This is a genomic window from Dokdonella sp. (assembly GCF_039926425.1).
GTDB lineage: Bacteria > Pseudomonadota > Gammaproteobacteria > Xanthomonadales > Rhodanobacteraceae > Dokdonella_A.
The window spans coordinates 1-21,346 of the sequence record NZ_JBDSWZ010000277.1; the positions used below are offsets into that span (position 1 = coordinate 1).

16 protein-coding genes are annotated in these 21,346 nt (G+C 64.3%); 5 read left to right on the plus strand and 11 right to left on the minus strand.

Annotated features, from left to right (window positions below):
- Positions 1–395, minus strand: a 395-nt coding sequence (locus ABIV12_RS15690; protein ID WP_348061028.1) for a cytochrome c oxidase subunit II transmembrane domain-containing protein, incomplete at its 3' end; no start/stop codon positions are given.
- A gap of 355 nt (positions 396–750) precedes the next feature.
- Between ABIV12_RS15690 and putA the strand changes: the two genes are divergently transcribed.
- Positions 751–3,876 (plus strand): bifunctional proline dehydrogenase/L-glutamate gamma-semialdehyde dehydrogenase PutA, encoded by a 3,126-nt coding sequence (putA, locus tag ABIV12_RS15695; protein ID WP_348061104.1) that lies wholly within the window; start codon positions 751–753, stop codon positions 3,874–3,876.
- Between the two features lie 95 nt (positions 3,877–3,971).
- Here the strand turns inward: putA and ABIV12_RS15700 are convergent, their stop codons facing one another.
- The 4 genes from ABIV12_RS15700 to ABIV12_RS15715 form a co-directional block, all read right to left on the minus strand.
- The gene (locus ABIV12_RS15700; protein ID WP_348061032.1) at positions 3,972–5,354 is read right to left on the minus strand and encodes a collagen-like protein; all 1,383 of its coding nucleotides are present in this window, start codon (positions 5,352–5,354) and stop codon (positions 3,972–3,974) included.
- On the minus strand, positions 5,354–5,674 hold the full coding sequence (locus ABIV12_RS15705) for a hypothetical protein (protein WP_348061034.1): 321 nt from the start codon (positions 5,672–5,674) through the stop codon (positions 5,354–5,356). The genes ABIV12_RS15700 and ABIV12_RS15705 overlap by 1 nt, the downstream gene beginning before the upstream one ends.
- Before the next feature lie 123 nt (positions 5,675–5,797).
- The gene (locus ABIV12_RS15710) at positions 5,798–6,883 is read right to left on the minus strand and encodes a glycosyltransferase (RefSeq protein ID WP_348061036.1); all 1,086 of its coding nucleotides are present in this window, start codon (positions 6,881–6,883) and stop codon (positions 5,798–5,800) included.
- Positions 6,884–7,095: 212 nt separating this feature from the next.
- On the minus strand, positions 7,096–8,436 hold the full coding sequence (locus ABIV12_RS15715; protein WP_348061038.1) for an outer membrane protein transport protein: 1,341 nt from the start codon (positions 8,434–8,436) through the stop codon (positions 7,096–7,098).
- Positions 8,437–8,649: 213 nt separating this feature from the next.
- Between ABIV12_RS15715 and ABIV12_RS15720 the strand changes: the two genes are divergently transcribed.
- Positions 8,650–9,531: a PHB depolymerase family esterase gene (locus ABIV12_RS15720; RefSeq protein WP_348061040.1), complete on the plus strand. Its 882-nt coding sequence runs from the start codon at positions 8,650–8,652 to the stop codon at positions 9,529–9,531.
- Positions 9,532–9,546: 15 nt separating this feature from the next.
- Here the strand turns inward: ABIV12_RS15720 and ABIV12_RS15725 are convergent, their stop codons facing one another.
- The 6 genes from ABIV12_RS15725 to ABIV12_RS15750 form a co-directional block, all read right to left on the minus strand.
- Positions 9,547–9,780 (minus strand): formate dehydrogenase subunit delta, encoded by a 234-nt coding sequence (locus ABIV12_RS15725; RefSeq protein ID WP_348061042.1) that lies wholly within the window; start codon positions 9,778–9,780, stop codon positions 9,547–9,549.
- A complete protein-coding gene (gene fdhD, locus ABIV12_RS15730) occupies positions 9,777–10,625 on the minus strand; it encodes a formate dehydrogenase accessory sulfurtransferase FdhD (protein WP_348061044.1) in 849 nt (282 codons plus the stop codon). Before fdhD ends, ABIV12_RS15725 begins: the two co-directional genes overlap by 4 nt.
- The gene (fdhF, locus tag ABIV12_RS15735) at positions 10,606–13,497 is read right to left on the minus strand and encodes a formate dehydrogenase subunit alpha (RefSeq protein ID WP_348061046.1); all 2,892 of its coding nucleotides are present in this window, start codon (positions 13,495–13,497) and stop codon (positions 10,606–10,608) included. Before fdhF ends, fdhD begins: the two co-directional genes overlap by 20 nt.
- A gap of 121 nt (positions 13,498–13,618) precedes the next feature.
- Complete coding sequence (locus tag ABIV12_RS15740) at positions 13,619–15,163, minus strand: NADH-ubiquinone oxidoreductase-F iron-sulfur binding region domain-containing protein (protein WP_348061048.1); 1,545 nt, start codon at positions 15,161–15,163, stop codon at positions 13,619–13,621.
- Positions 15,160–15,612 carry a formate dehydrogenase subunit gamma gene (locus ABIV12_RS15745; protein ID WP_348061050.1) on the minus strand — a complete coding sequence of 151 codons (453 nt, stop codon included), beginning with the start codon at positions 15,610–15,612 and terminating at the stop codon, positions 15,160–15,162. Before ABIV12_RS15745 ends, ABIV12_RS15740 begins: the two co-directional genes overlap by 4 nt.
- Positions 15,613–15,726: 114 nt before the next feature.
- A complete protein-coding gene (locus ABIV12_RS15750; RefSeq protein WP_348061052.1) occupies positions 15,727–17,406 on the minus strand; it encodes an OFA family MFS transporter in 1,680 nt (559 codons plus the stop codon).
- 163 nt (positions 17,407–17,569) lie between these two features.
- Between ABIV12_RS15750 and ABIV12_RS15755 the strand changes: the two genes are divergently transcribed.
- From ABIV12_RS15755 to ABIV12_RS15765, 3 genes are all read left to right on the plus strand, one after another.
- Positions 17,570–18,685 carry a substrate-binding domain-containing protein gene (locus ABIV12_RS15755; RefSeq protein WP_348061054.1) on the plus strand — a complete coding sequence of 372 codons (1,116 nt, stop codon included), beginning with the start codon at positions 17,570–17,572 and terminating at the stop codon, positions 18,683–18,685.
- 249 nt (positions 18,686–18,934) lie between these two features.
- Positions 18,935–20,392, plus strand: a complete 1,458-nt coding sequence (locus ABIV12_RS15760) for an alkaline phosphatase D family protein (RefSeq protein WP_348061056.1) — start codon at positions 18,935–18,937, stop codon at positions 20,390–20,392.
- 345 nt (positions 20,393–20,737) lie between these two features.
- Positions 20,738–21,334 carry a class I SAM-dependent methyltransferase gene (locus tag ABIV12_RS15765; protein WP_348061058.1) on the plus strand — a complete coding sequence of 199 codons (597 nt, stop codon included), beginning with the start codon at positions 20,738–20,740 and terminating at the stop codon, positions 21,332–21,334.
- Positions 21,335–21,346: the final 12 nt, after the last annotated feature.

Below are 21,346 nucleotides of genomic sequence, written 5' to 3' on the forward strand. Positions count from 1 at the left end.
CCGGTGATCTTGATCGTCATGTCGGAATTTTCGACATCGGCCATGTCGACCAGCAGCTTCGTTGCGGGCCACGCCATCACGATCAGGATCAGGATCGGCACCGTGGTCCAGATCGCTTCCATCAGCGTGTTGTGGCTCCACGTCGCCGGAGTCACCCCTTTGGACTTGCGGAACGCGAACATCGCGTAGGCCATTGCACCGAACACCACGATGCCGATGACGACGCACACCCAGAACACCAGCATGTGGACGTCATGGATCCGGTGGGAGATGGACGTCACGCCAGGCGTCATGTTCAGCTGCCACGGCTGCGGATTCGCCCATGCCGGGCCGCTCGCCAGAAGGGCAAGTGCCGCAAAGACGCGGCAAGCGCGCAGGACCCCGGATGAAATCATCACATCACCTTGATTCGAGTACTCGGATTCACTGTCTTGGCCGTTGCTGCGGCGTACCGGCCCGACCTCCGATGGAACCGGGGCCCGAGACACGGAAACTCAACTTTACGATGATAGTGGACCCTGCGCGACAGCGGCAACCGCGGCCGTTGCCGAGGATGCGGCAAACCGCCGCAAGATCTGCGACGGCAACGGCGCGTTCCCGCGTCGGACCTTGGTCCTTCGCGGTGCCGTCACTACACTACGCGCCATCGCGCGTGCGTCTGCCCGTCGCGCACCCGCACTGCCGAGAGCTGCCTTGAGCGAACGCCTGATTCCGCAATTGCCGCCCGTCCCCGGGCCGACCTGGGCGCGCATGACCGCTGCGTGGTCGTGCGACGAGACCCAGGCGATCGACGCCTTGCTTGCGCAGGCCACTCTCGCGCCGGTCGAACGGGATGTCGTTCTGACGCGCGCCGCGGAACTGGTTGCGCGTGTCAGGGGACGCGCCGCCCAGCAAAGCGCAGTGGAATCCTTCATGCGCCAGTACGACCTCTCGAGTGAGGAAGGCGTGCTGCTGATGTGCGTCGCCGAGGCGTTGCTGCGCATCCCCGATGGCGCGACGGCCGACAAGCTGATTCGCGACAAGCTCGGCGAGGCGAACTGGAAAAAACACATTGGCGGCAGTGAATCGGTGCTGGTGAACGCATCGACCTGGGGGCTGATGCTGACCGGGCATCTGGTCAATCTTGCCGATGACACGCGCCGCGACTTCACCGGCGCGCTGAAACGCCTCGTTGGCCGCGCTGGCGAGCCGGTGATCCGTCTTGCCGTTCGCCAGGCGATGCGCATCATGGGCCACCAGTTCGTGATGGGCCGCACCATCGACGAGGCGCTCGATCGCTCCGCCGAAAAAGCCAACGCCGCCTACCGTTACTCGTACGACATGCTCGGCGAATCCGCGCTCACCGGCGGCGACGCCGAGCGGTATCACCGCGCCTACAAGGATGCGATCAGCGCGCTCGGCAAGCGCGGACCCTTCAAGGACGTACTCGACGCACCGTCGATCTCGGTGAAGCTCTCCGCGCTGCATCCGCGCTACGAAACGGCCAAGCGCGCGCGCGTCCACGCGGAGTTGACGCCGAAGTTGCTCGAGCTGGCGCAACTGGCGATGAAGAACGCCATCGGCATGACCGTCGATGCGGAGGAATCGGAACGTCTGGAATTGTCGCTGGAGATCATTGGCGAGGTCTTCGCCCATCCGTCACTGGCGGGCTGGAACGGGTTCGGCCTGGCCGTGCAGGCGTACCAGAAGCGCGCGCCATTCGTGATCGACTGGCTGGCCGAGACCGCGCGCCAGGCGCAGCGGCGCTGGTGCGTGCGACTGGTCAAGGGAGCGTACTGGGATTCGGAAATCAAGCGCGCCCAGGAAGGCGGTTATGCCGGCTATCCGGTGTTCACGCGCAAGCCGAACACCGACGTGTCGTACCTTGCATGCGCGCGCCGACTGTTCGACGCCGGCAGCGATGCGATCTATCCGCAGTTCGCCACCCACAACGCGCACACGATTGCCGCCATCCACCATCGCGCGAAAGAGCGTCCGTTCGAATACCAGCGCCTGCACGGCATGGGCGCCGATCTGTATGCCGAGGTGATCGGCACGGACAATCTCGACGTTCCATGTCGTGTCTACGCTCCCGTCGGCAGCCATGAGGATCTGCTGCCCTACCTGGTGCGGCGCCTTCTTGAAAACGGCGCGAACACCTCGTTCGTCAACCGCATCGTCGATGCCGACGTGTCGATCCGGGAGCTGGTCGCGGATCCCTGCGATGCCGTACGCGCCTTTGTGTCCAGGACGCATCCGCGCATCGCGCTGCCGGTCAGCCTCTATGCGGACACGTCTGCTGTCCCGCAGACTTCAAATCATGTCTCCAGGAAGAATTCGATGGGCATCAACCTCGCCAACGACAACGAACTTCGCGCGCTCGCCGAGGCCATCAATGCGCCGCACGCGCCGTGGATTGCCGCGCCGCTGGTACCAGGCGCGACGACGGGCGAAGCAGCTCGCGCGGTCACCAACCCCGCGGATCGGCGGCAGGTGATCGGCGAGAGCCGCAACGCCGACGCGAAGACAATCGAGAAGGCGCTGGGAAACGCGATCGGCGCGTTCGACGACTGGGATACCCTGCCGGCGGCAAGTCGCGCGGCGATCCTCGAACACGCGGCCGACCTTCTCGAAGCGCGGCGCGCCGAATTCATGGCGCTGTGCGTGCGCGAAGCCGGCAAGACGATGGCTGCAGCGATTTCCGAAGTGCGTGAAGCCGCCGACATGTGCCGATACTACGCGGCGATGGCGCGCAAGCTGTTCGGGCAGCCAGACACACTTCCCGGGCCGACCGGCGAATCGAACCAGCTGTTCCTGCGCGGGCGTGGCGTGTTCGTGTGCATCAGCCCGTGGAATTTCCCGCTCGCAATCTTCATGGGCCAGATCGCTGCAGCGCTTGCGTCGGGCAATGCTGTGATCGCGAAACCTGCCGACCAGACGACGCTCATCGGCTACGCCGCAGTGAAACTGCTGCATGAAGCCGGGGTGCCGGAAGCGGTGCTGCAGTTCGTTCCGTGCAAGGGATCGGTGCTTGGCAACACGCTGCTGACACGCAATGAAGTGGCCGGCGTCTGCTTCACCGGGTCGACCGAAACCGCGTGGACGATCAACCGCACGCTGGCGGCGCGCAATTCGCCGATCGCGGCACTGATCGCCGAAACCGGCGGGCAGAATGCGTTGATCGCCGACTCGTCGGCGCTGCCCGAGCAGCTCGTCAAGGACGTGATGGCGTCGGCGTTCGACTCGGCCGGCCAGCGTTGCTCCGCCGCGCGCGTGCTGTTTGTGCAGGAGGACATTGCCGACAAGGTGGTCGCGATGCTCGCCGGTGCGATGAACGAACTGGTGGTCGGGGATCCGGCGAAACTGTCCACCGACGTCGGTCCGGTGATCGATGAGGCCTCCCGAAAACTGCTGGTGGACCATTCGCTGCGCATGGACGGCGTCGCGAAGAAGATCAACGAAGCGAAGGTCGATGCGGACAGCGCCAATGGCACATTCTTCGCGCCGCGCGCATACGAAATTCCATCGCTGTCGCTGCTGACCAACGAAGTGTTCGGCCCGGTGCTGCATGTGATCCGCTGGAAGGGGAGCGAACTCGACGCCGTCATCGACGCAATCAACGCGACCGGGTTCGGCCTCACGCTTGGCATCCACAGCCGCATCGACGCCACCGTCGCACACATCGCCCAGCGCGCGAAAGTCGGCAACTGTTACGTCAACCGCAACCAGATTGGCGCGGTGGTCGGCGTGCAGCCGTTCGGCGGAGAAAATCTTTCCGGCACCGGCCCGAAAGCAGGCGGCCCGCATTATCTGCTGCGCTTTGCGACCGAACGCACGCTGACGATCAACACCACCGCTGCAGGCGGCAATGCGTCGTTGCTGACCCTCGCGGAATAGCGGTCGCCGTCACATCGGCAGCCTTGGTCGCCGGAGACAGAAAAGAGCGGCCTCACGGCCGCTCTTTCATTTCATCGCACCGTTGACTCGACGTATCAGGGGAACGACAGCGGCGCCGCCGTGGTGGTGATACCCACATCGCTTGGGTTGACCGCGGTCAACGGCCAACCGTAGGCCACCGAGGTGCTCGACGAGCAGCCAGTACTGAGGTTGTCGATCGATGCCGCCGTCATACCCGAATTGACGGCGGAACTGGACAGGTTCACATCAACCGATGTCACCTTGTAAAGCTGACCGGCACTCGAGCGCAGCACGGTCTTTCCATAGACGGTTGCTCCAACCGTTGTCGAGCCTCCGGAATTGAGGACGGCCGTTCCGGTGCAGTCCGCATTGCTGAAATACGTCTGCTGGACAGCGACAGTGCCATTCCAGTTGATGTTGAACGCATAGCCGCTGCTGTTGATCACGGATACACCGCTGCGGTTGATCGCGGTGAGTGCGCCGATCGTCGTTCCATTGCTGGCACGCACCGACGCGCCACCGCCCGAGCCGGCGGGACCTGCGGCGCCGGTCGGACCGGTCGGGCCGGGCACCGTCGAAGCGGCACCGGTTGGACCGGTCGCGCCGGTCGCACCATTGGCTCCGGTTGGGCCGGTTGGGCCCTGGAGCCCTGTGGCACCCTGGACTCCCGGCGATCCATTGGCACCCGTTGGACCCACTGCACCTGCCGCGCCGGTTGCTCCGACCTGACCCGGGGCACCGGTTGCACCGGTCGCCCCGTTTGAACCCGTTGCACCCGCAGGACCCGTGGCGCCCGTGGCGCCGTTGGCGCCTGCTGCGCCCGCGGCCCCCGTCGTGCCGGTCGCGCCCTGCGGACCGGTTTCGCCCGGAGCGCCGGTGCCACCTGTTGCACCGGTAGCGCCCGCGGCGCCGGTGGCGCCCGTGGGGCCTTCAGCACCAGTGGGACCTGCGGCGCCGGTCGGCCCGGCCGCACCTGCGTCGCCGGTGGCGCCAGTAGCGCCGCCAGCGCCGGTCGCTCCGATGGGGCCCGCAGCACCGGTCGCGCCGGCCGGACCCGCCGGACCGGCAACACCGTTCAATGCGAACTGGGCGACCGGCACAGTCGCCACAGGAGTGCGCTGCAACAGCACGCCGTTGACTTTGACCTGCAGCCAGCGCTGAGTGCCGTCAAACGCGCCCGGCCACGCCAGGTTGATGGAAAAAACACCATCGATCACCGGCCACGCGGCTTCGTCGATCGGATTACCGAACTGCGTGCCGCCACTTTGCGCGTCCCACAACGTGAATTCCAGATTGAAATTGCCGCTTGCAGGGTGTCCGTTCTGCTGGAGGCGACCCTGGTAGACGAAATCGAGCGACTGCGCTTCGGCCGGCACTGAATTGCTCGCGAACGCCGAAACAGACACCGCCATACCGAGCGCGAGAAGGATGGAGCGATACAAGGAAAGGTTGTTCATTATTGGCAAACCTCAAAGTTGTCATGCATCAGACTGTCGGTGCTGGACGAATCGAAGCCGCCCCAGAATCCGGAAATGAGCACGAAGTTTCGCGCTGCGATCGGCACTACCCTGGAGAAGCCCGCGACGGGCTGGCCTATGGTCGACGACAACACAAAGCAGGCATTGCTGACCTCGTGAATGCCACCGCTCGCAATCGTCACGCCGGACAGCGCGAAGGTGTCTGTAGTGCTGGCGCTGGCATAGCCAGCGCCTAGCAAGAAGAAAAGAATGGACAAACTGTGCCTACGGCGCAGTTTGGTTGGGCCCGTGAAATTCATCGTCGGAAAGTCCGCCTGCGTGGCGACGCACTCCATGCGTCGGGGACGCCGGGACATCGCCGGCGCCACGAAACGAATGCACGAAAGGTGCCTACGCGCCCCCGGCGGCTCCCCGGACGTGGATTAGCGGTCGCGTAATTCGATCGCAAATGCCAAATTACGCCGCACGCGTTCGCGCTGATCGACTGGCAGGGCTGGGCCCGCCAGCAAGCCTTCGCACAGCCGCGCACTGAGTTCGCCATCTCCACAGTACCAGCAGGCAATCGACCATTCGTCGTGCGCACGCCAGGCCGCGACGCTCGTGTCGATGAAAAGTACATCGTCGCCAGGCGCGGCTTCGGCCGCAATGCGCGCAAAGATCAGCGCGAGCGGATAACGCTGCTGCAAGCGAAGGTAACGGGCCAGTTCGCATGGCGCTTCGGGACGCGCGCTGCGCGCTTCATGCGCTTCCAGGTAAGCGAACACAACGTCGGGGACGGGCGCTTGCGCGCGCTCGAGCAGCAGCGCGACCTGCAATCGAGAGATGTAGAGTTCCTCTGCCCAGCCGCCCATGCTGATCCGCCGCCGGTAGGCAGCCAGCGCTTCGACCTCGCATCCGGCATCGCGCAGACTCTGCGCGTAATAGAACGCGTAACGCGTGTTGTCCGGGTCGTGGACAAGAGCCTGTTCAAGCACTCTGGCATCGGCCCCGTATTTTTGCTGCGACGGCACGCGGCTGCGTGCGCCATCCGGAAATGACTCCACCCGCCAGCCTTTCAAGCGCGTGGCCGCTGCGGCCGTTGGCGACGAGAGCACTTCGTGGAGAACGCCCCGCCAGCGCCAGTCGAGGTCGAGCCTGACCAGCGCGATACGCCAGTAGTCGAGCTCGCCAAGGGCGAAGCGAAACATGCCGGCGGACAGTTCAATGCCGGGTCGCAGCGCGCCCGCATCGACATGGAGCACTTCGTCAGCATCGACGATCAAGGCGAACGTTCCGTATGCGCTCGCGAGTTCGAGCGCTTGGTTGCGGTTGGTGGCGAAATCGACCCAGTCCCGCTCGACGAGCTCGCCGGGAATCCCACGCATCGCGTTGGCGATGAGCGCCTGGGTGCCGTCGGTAGACCCCGTGTCCACGATCGCCCACGCATCGACGTGAGGCCGAACCGACGCCAGGCAGCGCTCAATCACGGGCGCCTCATTCCGCACGATCATGTTGAGGCAGATCCGCATACGCGCAAGTGTGACGTAACACCGGCATGCCTTCCAAGTCGACGCGGCTATCGCGCTTTCATCCCGCTGATCACCAACAGAACTCTGTCATTTCAAACGCATAAGCGTCCTATTCATACAAAGGAGGGTTTTCGCACGTCTCGCTGCACCCGCAGCAAAAAAAAAAACGGGCGCCCGCAGGCGCCCGCTGCCCTCTCCCTGAAGCGATTCCGTCAGAACAGGTACTGGCCCGAGATGCCGAGCACGTTGCCCTTGCTCTCGAATTTTCCGTTGAGCGAATTGAAGGTTGCGGTTTCGTTGTCGATCTTTCCATCGTCGACAAACAGGTGGACGAAGCCGAGGTCGAAGCGGGTGCTCTCGCTCATCTTGTAACCGAGGCCCACGGAGACCCACGTGCGATTGCCGTCGGGCACGCGCGGTGTACGCGTCGAGTCGACGGTTGGCGTCTGGTCGTAGGCGAGGCCCGCGCGCAGCGTCCACGCGTCATCGAGGCGATATTCGCCGCCAACCGAATAGAACCAGGTGTCTTCCCAGTTGAAGGGTTGCGCAGCCGCAAACCGGTCCTGCGCCGGCACCGAGTAGTCGATCTTCAGTTGCTTGAAGCTCGACCAATGGGTGAAGGCAATATCGGCGCCGAAGCTGAGGCGGTCATCCACGTTATGCCACCAGCTGCCGCTGACGAACCAGGGCGTGTCGAAGTCCGCCTCGCCGTGCTGGTTGACGAACGCGCCGCCAAGCAGCGGCAGGATGTTCGACGGCACGTAGAATTTGGCATCTCCGGACAGTCGATGGTCGATCTGCGAGTGGTAGTTGAAGCCGATGCGATCGGAGCTGGTCGGCTTCCACAGCAGGCCGATATCGAACCCGTAGCCCCAGTCGTCTCCCTTGAGACCGCCGAAACCGTCGGCTTCCTGCGGCAGGACGGCGCCATTGGTCGGACCAGCGAGGATCGTGCCGAAGTCGATTGCCTGGTTGAGTTCTGCGCTGGTGCGCTGCGCAATGATGCTTCCGCCAATCGAGAACTGGTCATTGATTTTGTACGACGCTGCGAAGGTCAGGTCGAGGGATTCCAGCTTCGATTTCACCCCCTCGTAGCGCACGACCGAACGATCGTCGTACTCGGTCTGGAAACCGAACGGTGCTCCGACCGATGCGCCAAACGCCCATTGGTCGTTGAGCTTGTGGGTGAAATACATCGCCGGCACCGGCTTGGTCACGCCGCCGTCACCTCCGTTGCCGCCGGACAACGGAGTGCCGAGGAAATCCGTCCCCGACCCTTTGAACTCCGTTTTGAAGTTGATGACGTTGAGGTCGACCTGGGCGCAGTTGGCGCCGCCAATGTCGCCTATCGCGGCCGGGTTGTTGACGACCACTGCGCAATCGCCGGGAGCCGACGATTCGCCAGCGTACGCGCGGCCAAGGCCCTGCACGCTGTTTTCCTTCAGCTGGAAGCCGCTGGCCATCGCGTCCCGACCGGCGAGCGCGGCGACCAGCGCCAGCGGCAATACAGCCAGTGCAGGAGCGATCCAGGTCCGACGGTTCTCACGGTGCATACATCACTCCTTCAAAACGGTTTCTTCGCGGGTTTGTAACAAATTGGTCGCGATAGTAGCCGCAAGATCGCAGAACGTTCCATCGTGCGCCGCCGCAAATCGCGTCCGGGCGCCGTTTGCCTCCGCCGATGCCCGCGATGTTCCAGACTGTTGCGTATGGATGAGGACGATCCACCCGGCCTGGTTCATCACGCAGTCCGCACAATCGCGCCCATGCATCCGACCCCCTTCGCACCCCTCGTTCTTCTCCTCATCGGCGGGTTGGCCGATGCCCGGACGACCGTCCGCCTGCCGCCGTCCGCATGTCCCGCGGGCGAAGCGATTTTCCGCGACGCCTTCGAGGTCAGTGCGATCCCGAACGATCCTTCGCACGGAACCGGCGGGGTGTTTCCCGGCAATGTCACCCGAACCGTGGCGGTCGCCCAGGTGGGCATGCGCACCTATTACCTGCATCTCCCGACAAATTACACGCCGACACAGGCGTGGCCACTTCTGTTCGTCTTCCATGGCGCCAGCGGCTCGGCGGCGTCCGCGCCCGCCGCCGCGCAAGCGGTGCGCACGGACTGGTCCGCACTCGCCGACAGCCAGGGCTTCATCGTCGTGTCGGTGGTTGGCAATCAGATACAGGGTGGCTGGGGCGCAAGCGCCGACGGCGCCGAAATCTCGGCCGTGCAGACCGACGCGTTTGCGGCGTACAACGTGGAGCAAAGCCGTGTGTATCTGTGGGGATTTTCGGCCGGCGCGCATTTCGGCCATGGCGTCGCGCTCGACAACACCGATTTCTTCGCCGCGTATGGGGTCAGCGCAGGATCGCTCGAACAGTATGCCTGCACCGACGATGGTTCGTATCCACCGACGTGCGCGTCGCTCCTCGCGGGCATCCAGCGGAAAATTCCGGTGGACATCCATCTCGGCAACACCGACCCGCTCTACACCACCTATGGCGCCGGGAATGATCCCGCGCGATTCATCGCGGGCGGCTGGGTGAGCGCAGTCGACCTGCACTACACGCTGTTCAACGGCGGTCACACCTACACCCCGCAACACCTCGCGCAGATCTGGAACAATCTCTGCCCGTTCGCGCTCGGCCCCTGACCGCTTCGCCCGCGGTCAGTTCGCAGCGGATTCCTTCTCCGCCAGCTGGCGGATCGCGGCGCGCGGCAGATCACCGAGGCCTTCGCCGCCCGCGTCGAGATGCGCATAGATCTTGCGCCGCATGCGCGGCTCCCAGAACCGGCGGATGTGCGCTGCGATACCGGCGATCGCCGCGTCACGGTCGCCTTCCGATTCGAAGAAATTGCCGATGTCGTTGGCCATCCGCACGAGATGTTCGGAACCACTCATGCGGCATGCTCCCTGCGCGAACCGGTGGCCGCATGCGGTTGCGTGTAGATCACATGGCTGTTGTTGCGGGCGAATCCGATCAGCGTGACCCCGGTCGATTCCGCGAGCTGGATCGCCAGCGCGGTTGGCGCCGAGATGGCGGCCAGCACGGGAATGCCGACCGTCGCGGCCTTCTGCACCATCTCGTAGCTGGCGCGGCTGGTGATCACCGCAAAGCCGGCGCTGACCCGCTCCCCGGCGCGCGTCATCGCACCGATCAACTTGTCGAGCGCGTTGTGTCGACCAACATCTTCCCGCAGCAGGGCAATCGAGCCATCGGCATGTGCCCACGCGGCGGCATGCGTCGCCCCGGTGGCGGTATTGAGCGGCTGCAGGTCCTGCAAGTGGTCGAGCGCACGATGGAGTGCCCGCGGATCGATTTCCACACCCGCGTCGACCGGCGCAGGCTGGCGCACCGCATCCTCCAGCGCCTGCGCACCGCACAGTCCGCAACTCGTGCCGCCGGTGAGATTGCGGCGGCGTCCTTCGAGCACCTCGGCATGTGCGCCGGGAATGCGCACGCGCACTTCGATCCCTTCGAGCAGCGCGTGGATCTGGACGTCCGACAGCTCGTCCGCGTGATCGATTACCGCCTCACTCAATGAAAACCCGAGCACGAAGTCGTCGAGATCGCGCGGCGTCGCCATCATGACGACGTGCGGCCGATCGTTGTAGAGCAACGCGATTGGCAGCTCCTCGGCGATACAGTCCTGATCGGTCTCGATGCGACCATCGCGCCAACGCTGCACGTCACGCAGCGCGTACCCGGCCGACACGATCGCGTGCTCAGCTGGCAATGCGCGCATGGCTCGATTCCGGAACCAGATCTTCCTGTCGGTCGCTGAACTCGTGGAAACGCTTCTGCCACTCCGACGGCTGCGTCACGCGGGTGATCTGCACCGCGGTGACCTTGTATTCCGGACAGTTCGTCGCCCAGTCGGAATTGTCGGTGGTGATCACGTTCGCGCCGGAACCCGGGAAATGGAACGTGGTGTAGACGACGCCCGGCTGCATGCGATCGCTGATGGTGGCGCGCAGCACCGTCTCGCCCGCGCGGCTGCTGATGCCGGCCCAGTCGCCGTCAGAAATGCCGCGATCTTCGGCATCGGCCGGATGGATCTCCAGACGGTCCTCGCTGTGCCACAGGTTGTTCTCGGTGCGGCGGGTCTGCGCGCCGACGTTGTACTGGCTGAGGATGCGCCCGGTGGTGAGGATCAGCGGGAACTTGGCATTGACCTTTTCCGAGGTGGGGATGTACTCGGTGACGATGAACTTGCCTTTGCCGCGCACGAACGTGTCGATGTGCATCGTGGGCGTGCCGGCCGGATGCTGCGCGTTGCACGGCCACTGGATGCTGCCGAGCTCGTCGATTTTCTTGAAGCTGACACCGGTGAACGTCGGCGTGAGGCGCGCGATCTCGTCCATGATCTCGGACGGGTGCGCATAGTTCATCGGATAACCCATCGCGTTGCTGAGCAGCTGCGTGATTTCCCAGTCGGCATAGCCGCCCTTCGGGTTCATTACCTTGCGCACACGCGAGATGCGCCGCTCGGCATTGGTGAAGGTGCCGTCTTTCTCGAGGAACGACGAGCCAGGCAGAAATACGTGCGCAAATTTCGCGCTCTCGTTGAGAAACAGGTCCTGCACCACGATGCATTCCATCGCAGTGAGCGCCGCGGTGACGTGCTGCGTGTCTGGATCGGACTGGGCAATGTCCTCGCCCTCGATGTACAGGCCAAGGAACTCGCCGTCGAGCGCTGCTTCGAACATGTTGGGAATGCGCAGCCCGGGTTCGGACTGCAGAGCGACACTCCAGCTTCTCTCGAACAGTTCCCGCGTGGCATCTTCGGAGACGTGGCGATAGCCCGGGAACTCATGTGGAAACGAGCCCATGTCACAGGAACCCTGCACGTTGTTCTGACCACGCAGCGGATTGACGCCGACACCCTCACGGCCGACGTTGCCGGTCGCCATTGCGAGGTTCGCGATGCCGATGACCATCGTCGAACCCTGCGAATGCTCGGTCACGCCAAGCCCGTAGTAGATCGCGCCGTTTCCGCCCGTCGCATACAGACGCGCCGCTGCACGCACATCAGCTGCCGGGACGCCGGTGATGGTTTCCGTTGCTTCCGGCGAATGACGCTCGTCCGCCACGAAGGTCCGCCATTTCTCGAACGAGTCGACCTCGCAGCGTTCGCGCACGAAGTCTTCCTTGACCAGACCTTCGGTCACGACGACGTGCGCAAGTGCGGTGATCAGCGCGACGTTGGTGCCGGGCCGAAGTTTCAGGTGATGGTCCGCCTGGATGTGCGGCGAGCGCACAAGGTCGATGCGCCGCGGATCGGCAACGATCAGACGTGCGCCCTGGCGCAGGCGTCGCTTCATCTGTGAGGCAAACACCGGGTGCCCGTCGGTCGGATTCGCACCGATCACCACGATCACGTCCGCCTTCATCACCGAATCGAAATCCTGCGTGCCGGCCGATTCGCCGAGCGTGCTCTTGAGACCATACCCGGTCGGCGAATGGCAGACCCGAGCGCAGGTGTCGACGTTGTTGTTGCCGAAGCCGGCGCGCACCAGTTTCTGCACGAGGTACGTTTCCTCGTTGGTGCAGCGTGACGAGGTGATGCCGCCAATCGAGTCGACACCGTGCGCTGCCTGGATCCGCTTGAATTCGGACGCCGCGTGATTGATCGCCACCTCCCACGACACTTCCTGCCACGGATTGGAGATCTTCGCGCGGATCATCGGTTTCGTGATGCGGTCGGCGTGCGTCGCGTAACCGATTGCAAAGCGGCCCTTCACGCAGGAATGACCGTGGTTCGCGTGGCCGTCCTTGTTCGGCACCATGCGCATCACTTCCTCGCCCTTCATCTCGGCGCGGAACGAGCAGCCGACGCCGCAATACGCGCAGGTAGTAATCGTGCTGTGCTCAGCCTGGCCCATCTTGATCAGCGACTTCTCGCTCAGTGTCGCGGTCGGGCATGCCTGCACGCAGGCACCGCACGACACGCATTCGGAGTCGAGGAACGACTCGCCCATGCTCGCCGACACCATCGAATCGAAACCGCGCCCCTGGATCGTCAGCGCGAGCGTGCCCTGCTGTTCGTCGCATGCGCGCACACAGCGCGAACATACGATGCACTTGGACGGATCGAACGTGAAATACGGATTGGACTCGTCCTTCGCGACGAAATGCGGATTCACTCCGCCCTGGGCATCTTTGCGATACACATGATTGTCGCCCTCGTAGCCGTAGCGCACGTCGCGCAGCCCGACGGCCCCTGCCATGTCCTGCAGTTCGCAGTGCCCATTCGCCGGGCACGTGAGGCAGTCGAGCGGATGATCGGAGATGTACAGCTCCATCACGCCGCGCCGGAGGTCGGCGATCTTCGTGTTCTGCGTGGTGACCTTCATCCCTGCCGCGACGGGCGTCGTGCACGACGCAGGGAAGCCTTTCATGCCATCGATCTGCACGAGGCAGAGCCGGCACGAACCGAACGCATCGAGCAGTTCCGTCGCACACAGCTTGGGAATCTGGATGCCCACCTCGGCGGCAGCGCGCAGCACCGACGTGCCGACGGGCACGCGCACCTGCACGCCATCGATGGTGAGGGCGACCTGCTGGGTCGACTTCGACTTCGGGGTACCCAGATCGGTTTCGTTGATCGACAACATGATTCCACTCCTGCGTCGTATGGACGCGTCTCTTTACGCAAGCGCTCCCGCTCTTGCGCCACATTCAAACTCGGTCATCTCTCGTTGCGGTGCGCATTTGGCGTCGGCGCCACCTGGCACTTCAAACCCGCACCTCGAAATCCTCGCTGAAATACTCCATTGCGCTGCGGACCGGATCGGGCGTCAACCCGCCGAGTGCGCACAGCGACCCGAATCGCATCGTGTTGCACAGATCCTGCAGCAATGCCACGTTGCGCTCACGGTCGATCCCCGCGCGGATCCGGTCGATCACCTCGACACCGCGCGTCGAACCGATGCGGCACGGCGTGCATTTGCCACACGACTCGACCGCGCAGAATTCCATCGCATATCGAGCCTGCTCAAGCAGGTCGACGGTGTCATCGAATGCAACGATGCCGCCGTGGCCGACCATCGCGCCGATCGCGGCGAAGGCCTCGTAGTCGAGCACGGTGTCGAACTGCGACTCCGGCATGTACGCACCCAGCGGCCCGCCGACCTGTACCGCGCGGATCGGACGACCCGAATACGATCCGCCGCCGTAGTCATAAAGGAGTTCGCGCAACGTCAGGCCGAATGCTTTTTCGACCAGCCCGGGATGCTTGAGGTTCCCGGCGAGCTGGATCGGCAACGTTCCGCGCGATCGGCCGACGCCGTAATCGCGATAGAACGTGGCGCCGTGGTCGAGAATCGTCGGCACGCTCGCCAGCGAGATCACGTTGTTGATCACTGTCGGTTGGCCGAACAAACCCTTGATCGCGGGCAGCGGCGGTTTGAAACGCACCTGCCCGCGCTTGCCTTCGAGGCTGTCGAGCAAGGAGGTTTCTTCGCCGCAAATGTATGCACCGGCTCCGAGGCGCACTTCGAGGTCGAAATGCCTGCCGCTGCCGTGCACGTCTGCGCCAAGCCAGTTTGCTGCGTATGCATTGGCAATGGCCGCTGTCAATGCGCGATGCGCATGCGGGTATTCGCTTCGCAGATAGATGTAGCCCTGCGTTGCGCCGACCGCAATGCCGGCGATCGTCATGCCTTCGACCAGACACAGCGGATCGCCTTCCATCAGCATGCGATCGGAATAGGTACCCGAGTCGCCTTCGTCCGCGTTGCAGACGATGTATTTCTGCGCGGATTCCGTGCCGAGCACGGTCTTCCATTTGATGCCGGTCGGAAACGCGGCGCCGCCGCGGCCGCGCAATCCGGAATCCGTGACCGCCGCAACAATGTCGGCCGGTGCCATGGCGAGCGCATTGATCAATCCGCGGAATCCGCCATGCGCCACGTAGTCGCCAACGCTGAGCGGATCGGTGAGGCCGACGCGGGCGAAGGTGAGGCGTTCCTGCCGCTTGAAGTAGCCGATCTCGTCCGTGCGTCCCTGCCTGAGCGCGTGCGCCGCACCGCTTGCGAATCCCGCATCGAACAGAGCGGCAACATCGCGCGCTTTCACCGGGCCGTACGCAATCCGGCCGGTGGGAGTCGTCACCTCGACCAGCGGTTCCAGCCAGAACATGCCGCGCGATCCGTTGCGGACGATGTCGACCGCGATGCCACGCGCGGCCGCTTCGGTGGCGATTGCGCAGGCCGTCGCATCCGCTCCCAGTGCGAGCGATGTCGCATCACGCGACACGTGGATCCTCAGCGCGAGGCTCATGCCGATTCCTTGCGCAAATCGCGCACGAGTTCGTCGAATTCATCCGGCGTGACGCGCGCGTGCAGGTCGTCTGCACCGACCAGCACCGACGGTCCGCAGCCGCAATTGCCAAGGCAATACACCGCTTCCAGCGTGATCGCGCCATCGGCAGTCGTCTCGTGGAAGTCGATTCCGAGCGACTGCTTTGCGTGCGCTTCAAGAGCGCGCGCACCGAGCGCCTGACACGCTTCGGCACGACACAACTGGATTACCGCGCGCCCTGGAAGTGTGGTGCGGAAATGGTGATAGAAACTCACGACGCCGTGCACTTCGGCGCGCGTGAGGTTGAGCTCGTGCGCGATCGCGGGCACCGTTTCCGGCGGCACGAAGCCGAGCGCGTCCTGCACGCTGTGGAGGATCGGCAGCAACGCGCCGGGCTTGCCGCGGTTCGTCTCGAACGCGGCTTGCATGGCTGTGGCGACGGCGGGCGCGAGTGACGCCATTGGGTTGGCGTCGCTGCGTCGTCGGGGTGGTTTCAGGGGTAGCGGTTCGGCTGCCATGGAAAAACTTTCGAATCCGGTTCGTTAAAAAAGCACCATCACTTTCTGCAGAGTGATCCACACTCCCCAGGCGATGGGTACGCCGACGGCAAACCAGGCCAGATACACCAGGCCCTGGGAACCGTCCACCGTGCCCACGCCCGCCGCGGACGCGGAACGCACTTCGTTCGCGGCGGCCACTTCGTGCGCGCGACGACGCTCGTCGGCGAGTTGTGCATCGGTCATGAAGTAGCGTTGGGCTACGGGTCGCACGAGAAGGTTTGCAACGAGGCCGACGGCCAGCAGTCCCGCCAGCACGTACAGCGTCTTGTCGTACACGGCGCTCTTGGCGACTCCCGCCGCGAGCTGCGTATCGCGGAAATAACTGATCAGCAGCGGGCCGAGCGCGCCGGCGACAGACCACGCCGTCAACAGCCGGCCATGGATCGCGCCGACCATCTGCGTGCCGAACATGTCGGCAAGATACGCCGGCACGGTCGCAAAACCCCCGCCGTACATCGTCAGGATCACGCAGAACGCCGCGATGAAGAGCAGAACCTGGCCGGAATGGCCGAAGGTCGGCACGGTCGCGTACAGCACGATACCGAGGATGAAAAACACGAAATAGGTGTTCTTTCGGCCGATGTAATCGGACGCCGACGCCCAGAAGAAACGTCCGAGGATATTGAACAGACTGAGCAACCCGATGAAGCCGGCTGCGATCGTCGCGATCTGCGCCTTCTGCGCAACATCGAGCTCGTTGAAGCCGGCCACCGACCCGATCAGCTTGCCGCCGAACACTTCCTGCAACATCGGCGATGCCATCGAAAGCACGCCGATACCGGCGCTGACATTCATGCACAGGACGACCCAGATCAGCCAGAACTGCGGCGTGCGCCACGCCTGATTCAGATGCACGTTGCCGTGCGTGATCATCGTCGCCTTCGCGTCGGTCGCGGGGGCAACCCAGCCGGCCGGTTTCCAGCCACTGGGAACGACGCGATAGCCAAAGGCACCGATCATCATCACGACGAAATAGATCACGCCGAGCACGACGAAGGTTTCCCACACGCCGACCGAAGTCGGTGTCGCGAAGGCCTTCATCAGCTTGTCCGCGAGTGGAGCGCCGATCATCGCGCCGCCGCCGAAGCCCATGATCGCCATGCCGGTCGCCATTCCGCGGCGATCGGGGAACCACTTGATCAAGGTCGACACCGGCGAGATGTAGCCGAGCCCGAGACCGACGCCGCCGAGAACGCCGCTGCCGAGCCACACCAGCCACAGCTGATGCGTGTACACGCCGAGCGCGCCGATCAGGAAGCCGCCGCCCCAGCAGATCGCCGCGGCGACGCCGGCCTTGCGCGGACCGACGCGTTCGAGCCAGCCGCCCCAGAGCGCCGCGGAAAGCCCGAGGAATACGATGAACAACGTGAAGGTGAAACTGACCGTGCTGACGCTCCAGTCACAGCCGGATGCGAAGAGTTCGCCCAACCATCCGGTTCCCGCCGGACAGGAAACCGGCTTGGTGATGCCGATGAGTTTGGACATCGGCAGCCAGAACACACTGAAGCCGTACGCCATGCCGATGCACAAATGGATGCACAGTGCCGCCGGCGGAACCAGCCAGCGATTGAAGCCCGATTGGGCGACCGTGCGCCCCTTCGAGAGGATGCCTCCCGACGATGTGCTTCCCGTACCGCCTTGCTGTTCGAGCGTCGCGCTCATGGAACCCTCCCCGGTTGATCGATGGATGACGTCAATAGGCTTTCGTCCGCTTATTGATCGCCCCGCATCTTCGGTGGGATACGGACTTTGAACCACGCTACGAAAGTCTACAATAGGCTTTACCGAGCATCTTCCTTTGTTGTCTCCGGGGTATGATCAAGTCATGTTCAAGGTCGCGATCGACACCCATTGGCAGTTGCTGAGTTGCGAAGGCGAGCCGTTGATGCCGCGCCTGACCTCGCTGCTGGTCGGCATCCAGCGCACCGGCACGCTCGCCGCCGCCTGCCGCTCGTCCGGCCTCAGTTACCGCTACGCATGGGGCCTGCTGCGCGAGGGCGATCGTGCCTTCGGCCAGCCGCTGGTGGAAAGCCGGCGCGGGACCGGGGCGCATCTGACGGCACTCGGCGAACGGCTTGCCTGGGCCGACCAGCGGATCACCGCGCGCCTGAAGCCTCTGCTCGACAGCCTCGCCTCGGAGGTTGAGTCGGAAATCGAACGCGCCCTGTGGACGTCCAAGCCGGTTCTGCGCCTGCAGGCGAGCCACGGCTTCGCGGTGGAGGCGATGCGTCAGTACATGGTTGACCACCTGATGCCGATCGATCTGAAATATCGCGATTCGGATGAACTGATCGACGTGCTCGCCGACCGGCGCTGCGATCTGATCGGGCTGCATCTGCCGATCGGCGATCTGGAACAGTCCGCCGCGGCGCATTACGCAGCGCACATGGATCCCGACTGGCAGATGGTGCACCTCGCGAACCGACGCCAGGGTCTGGTCGTCGCGCCAGGAAATCCCAAGCGCATCGTCACGCTCGAAGACCTTGTCCGCGACGACGTGCGCTTCGTCAACCGCCAACCCGGTTCCGGCACGCGCGTCACCTTCGACCTCGCGTTGCAGCAAGCAAACGTCGATTCATTCGCAATCCGCGGCCACGACATCGCCGAATACACACACGCGGCCGTCGCCGCCTACGTGGGCAGCGGGATGGCCGATGTCGGTTTCGCACTGGAACTGCCAGCACGCCGATTCGGCCTCGACTTCGTGCCGATTCTCAGCGAGCGGTATTTCTTCGTCTGCCGCAGCGACTTCCTTGCCGAACCGATGGGCGTGGCGATCCTCGACGTGTTGCGACGGCCAGAGCTGCACGCGCTGATTGCGGCGTTGCCCGGCTACGATCCGGTTGACGTGGGACGGGTGGAACGGGTCGGCGATGTCTTCCCGATTCCCAAGCGCGGGCGTGCAAAACCCGCCGCCCAGCGTCCTCGGGCGTCGGCCTGACTGCGATCCGCATCCAGGCATCCCAGCGGGAATGCAGGACGCCTCCATGCGCGGACTGCGTGACTTCAAATCGCAAAGTGGGCGCCATCCGATTGCCATCGTCCGACACGATGATGCCGCCATCTCACATGGATCCTGCGCCGCATGCGAAGCGCGACGCACACCCGCGCCGATGGCTGGTCGCGGCGACATTTCATACTGGGCAGTGCTGCGGCGCTCGGAATCGCGAGCTTCGGCCCGAGTCGACGCATGCACGCGCAACCGCGTTTCGCGGCGTATCCGTTTGCGCTTGGCGTCGCCTCCGGCGATCCTGACGAGGGAGGCTTCGTTCTGTGGACGCGTATCGCGTCCGTCGGCTCCGACGCAGCGTTCCTCGCACAGGAAGATTTCACCGTCGACTGGGTTGTTGCGGAAGACGAGCAGCTGCGTCAGGTCGTTCGGCGCGGCACCGCGATCGCCAGCGCCGACTGGGCGCACTCGGTCCACGTCGAAGTCGACGGACTCGCAGCCGATCGTTCTTACTGGTATCAATTCCGGTGTGGGGGTGAAGCCAGTGCGACCGGGCGCACGCGAACACTTCCGGCGCCTGGCGCCCGAACATCGCGCCTGCGGCTTGCGCTCGCATCGTGTCAGCACTACGAGCACGGCTACTTCGCTGCGTACCGGCACATGCTCTCCGACGACCTCGACCTCGTGCTGCACGTGGGCGACTACATCTACGAAGGCTCGTGGGGTCCGCAGGTCCGCCGTCACGAATCGCCGGACGGCGCGGACACGCTCGCCGGCTATCGCAACCGCCATGCCTGCTACAAGAGCGACGACGATCTGCAGCGCGCGCACGCCGCCTATCCCTGGCTGGTGACATGGGACGACCATGAGGTCTCCAACGACTACGCCGGATCCGTCTCCAGGTACGGCGAAACGCCGAGCGCATTTGTCCAACGGCGTACCAGCGCCTATCGCGCCTACTACGAACACATGCCGCTTCGCGCGCGCCACAGGCCTGGAGCAGGTGGCATGTCGTTGTACCGGCGCGCGCAGTTCGGCGACCTCGCGACCTTCAACATCCTCGACGACCGGCAGTACCGCTCGGCGCATGCGTGCGCAGAACAAGGCGAGAAGGTCGCCGACTGCCCGCAGCGCTGGTCGCGCGCGCAGACGATGCTCGGTGACACCCAACAACGCTGGCTGGAGGACGGACTCACGTCCAGCGCCACGCGCTGGAAGGTGATCGCGCAGCAAACACTGATTGCGCCGTTCGTGTCGCGCAAAAACGACGGCCGCGAAGTGGTGTGGACCGATGGCTGGGATGGGTACGCCGGCGCGCGTGCGCACCTGCTCGACTTCATCGCGGAACGCCGCGTCCCCGATGTCGTCACCCTCGGTGGCGACGTTCATGCGTTCTACGCGACCGACCTGAAGACCGACTTCGACGATCCGGACAGCCCGGTCGTCGCGACCGAATTTGTCGGCACATCGCTGTCGACCCAGGGCGACGACTACGCAGCGATCGCACGCGACCTGCCACTCAATCCGCACGTGCGCCATTTCGAGAATCGCTGGCGCGGCTATCTGCGCTGCGAAATCACGCCCAAACTTTGGCGCAGCGACCTGCGAATCGTCGATGACGTCACCGATGTCCGTTCCGACGCGCGCACCCTGTTGAGCCTGCATGTCGAGAGCGGGCGAGCGGGCGTGCAGGCCTGACGCGCCGGGCACAAGAATCCGTCGTATTTCTTGCAGCGGTCGCGACAAGCAACATGGGCGACCGGGGCGCGCTTGTGAAGCCTTCGTCGCAGTCATCCTGCTAACCGGCCACTCACTCGCGCAGGCGCGCGGATGAGGTCGGCTTTGGGGGTACGCTTGGCGCCGTTCGCGGCGTTGCGCGAACGTGCTGGTTTGCCCCGACTGCAATCGTCTTGCGCCGTGGAAGCCTTCATCTGGCCGTTCTCGCTGGCGATCACGCACCCTGATCGTCAAGGGCGACGTCGAATCGGGTCGGGGCGCGCATGGCTTACCATGCACTCTGCTCCACCTTCCTGTGATTGTGCGATGGCCAAAGCCTACGACCGCGCTTATTTCGAAAAGTGGTACCGCAGCGAACGCCATCGGGTCGGTTCGCGTGCCGAACTCGCACGCAAGGTCGCAATGGTCGTGCATCTGGCCGAGTATTACCTGGCACGCCCGATCCGCAACGTGCTGGATGTCGGCTGTGGCGAAGCCGCATGGCGGGCGCCGCTGCTGAAACTGCGCCCGCGGCTCGCGTATCGCGGATTGGAATCGAGCGAATACGCCGTCGCACGATACGGCCGCTCGCGCGATATCGGCCTGGCAACGTTTGGCCAGCTCGGAGAACTGCGCTTCGATGAGCGATTCGACCTGATCGTCTGCAGCGATGTGCTGCACTACGTGCCGGCACCCGAGTTACGCCGTGGGCTGTCCGGTTTCGGCGATCTGCTCGAAGGTCTCGCATTCCTCGAAGTGTTCACCTCCACCGACAACGCCAGCGGCGACATACGCGGCTTCATTCCGCGGTCGCCCTCCTGGTATCGCACGCGTTTCGTCGATGCGGGCCTGCTGCCCTGCGGCACGCATTCGTACCTGTCGCCCCGCCTGATGCGGTCGGTTGCTGCGCTGGAATGTCTCTGAGCGTGCGTGCAA

Excerpts from the sequence above, each read along its gene's own strand:
- putA (WP_348061104.1), top strand. The coding sequence starts at position 751 with ATGACCGCTGCGTGGTCGTGCGACGAGACCCAGGCGATCGACGCCTTG.
- ABIV12_RS15700 (WP_348061032.1), bottom strand. The coding sequence starts at position 5,354 with ATGAACAACCTTTCCTTGTATCGCTCCATCCTTCTCGCGCTCGGTATG.
- ABIV12_RS15705 (WP_348061034.1), bottom strand. The coding sequence starts at position 5,674 with ATGAATTTCACGGGCCCAACCAAACTGCGCCGTAGGCACAGTTTGTCC.
- ABIV12_RS15710 (WP_348061036.1), bottom strand. The coding sequence starts at position 6,883 with ATGCGGATCTGCCTCAACATGATCGTGCGGAATGAGGCGCCCGTGATT.
- ABIV12_RS15715 (WP_348061038.1), bottom strand. The coding sequence starts at position 8,436 with ATGCACCGTGAGAACCGTCGGACCTGGATCGCTCCTGCACTGGCTGTA.
- ABIV12_RS15720 (WP_348061040.1), top strand. The coding sequence starts at position 8,650 with ATGCATCCGACCCCCTTCGCACCCCTCGTTCTTCTCCTCATCGGCGGG.
- ABIV12_RS15725 (WP_348061042.1), bottom strand. The coding sequence starts at position 9,780 with ATGAGTGGTTCCGAACATCTCGTGCGGATGGCCAACGACATCGGCAAT.
- fdhD (WP_348061044.1), bottom strand. The coding sequence starts at position 10,625 with ATGCGCGCATTGCCAGCTGAGCACGCGATCGTGTCGGCCGGGTACGCG.
- fdhF (WP_348061046.1), bottom strand. The coding sequence starts at position 13,497 with ATGTTGTCGATCAACGAAACCGATCTGGGTACCCCGAAGTCGAAGTCG.
- ABIV12_RS15740 (WP_348061048.1), bottom strand. The coding sequence starts at position 15,163 with ATGAGCCTCGCGCTGAGGATCCACGTGTCGCGTGATGCGACATCGCTC.
- ABIV12_RS15745 (WP_348061050.1), bottom strand. The coding sequence starts at position 15,612 with ATGCAAGCCGCGTTCGAGACGAACCGCGGCAAGCCCGGCGCGTTGCTG.
- ABIV12_RS15750 (WP_348061052.1), bottom strand. The coding sequence starts at position 17,406 with ATGAGCGCGACGCTCGAACAGCAAGGCGGTACGGGAAGCACATCGTCG.
- ABIV12_RS15755 (WP_348061054.1), top strand. The coding sequence starts at position 17,570 with ATGTTCAAGGTCGCGATCGACACCCATTGGCAGTTGCTGAGTTGCGAA.
- ABIV12_RS15760 (WP_348061056.1), top strand. The coding sequence starts at position 18,935 with ATGCACGCGCAACCGCGTTTCGCGGCGTATCCGTTTGCGCTTGGCGTC.
- ABIV12_RS15765 (WP_348061058.1), top strand. The coding sequence starts at position 20,738 with ATGGCCAAAGCCTACGACCGCGCTTATTTCGAAAAGTGGTACCGCAGC.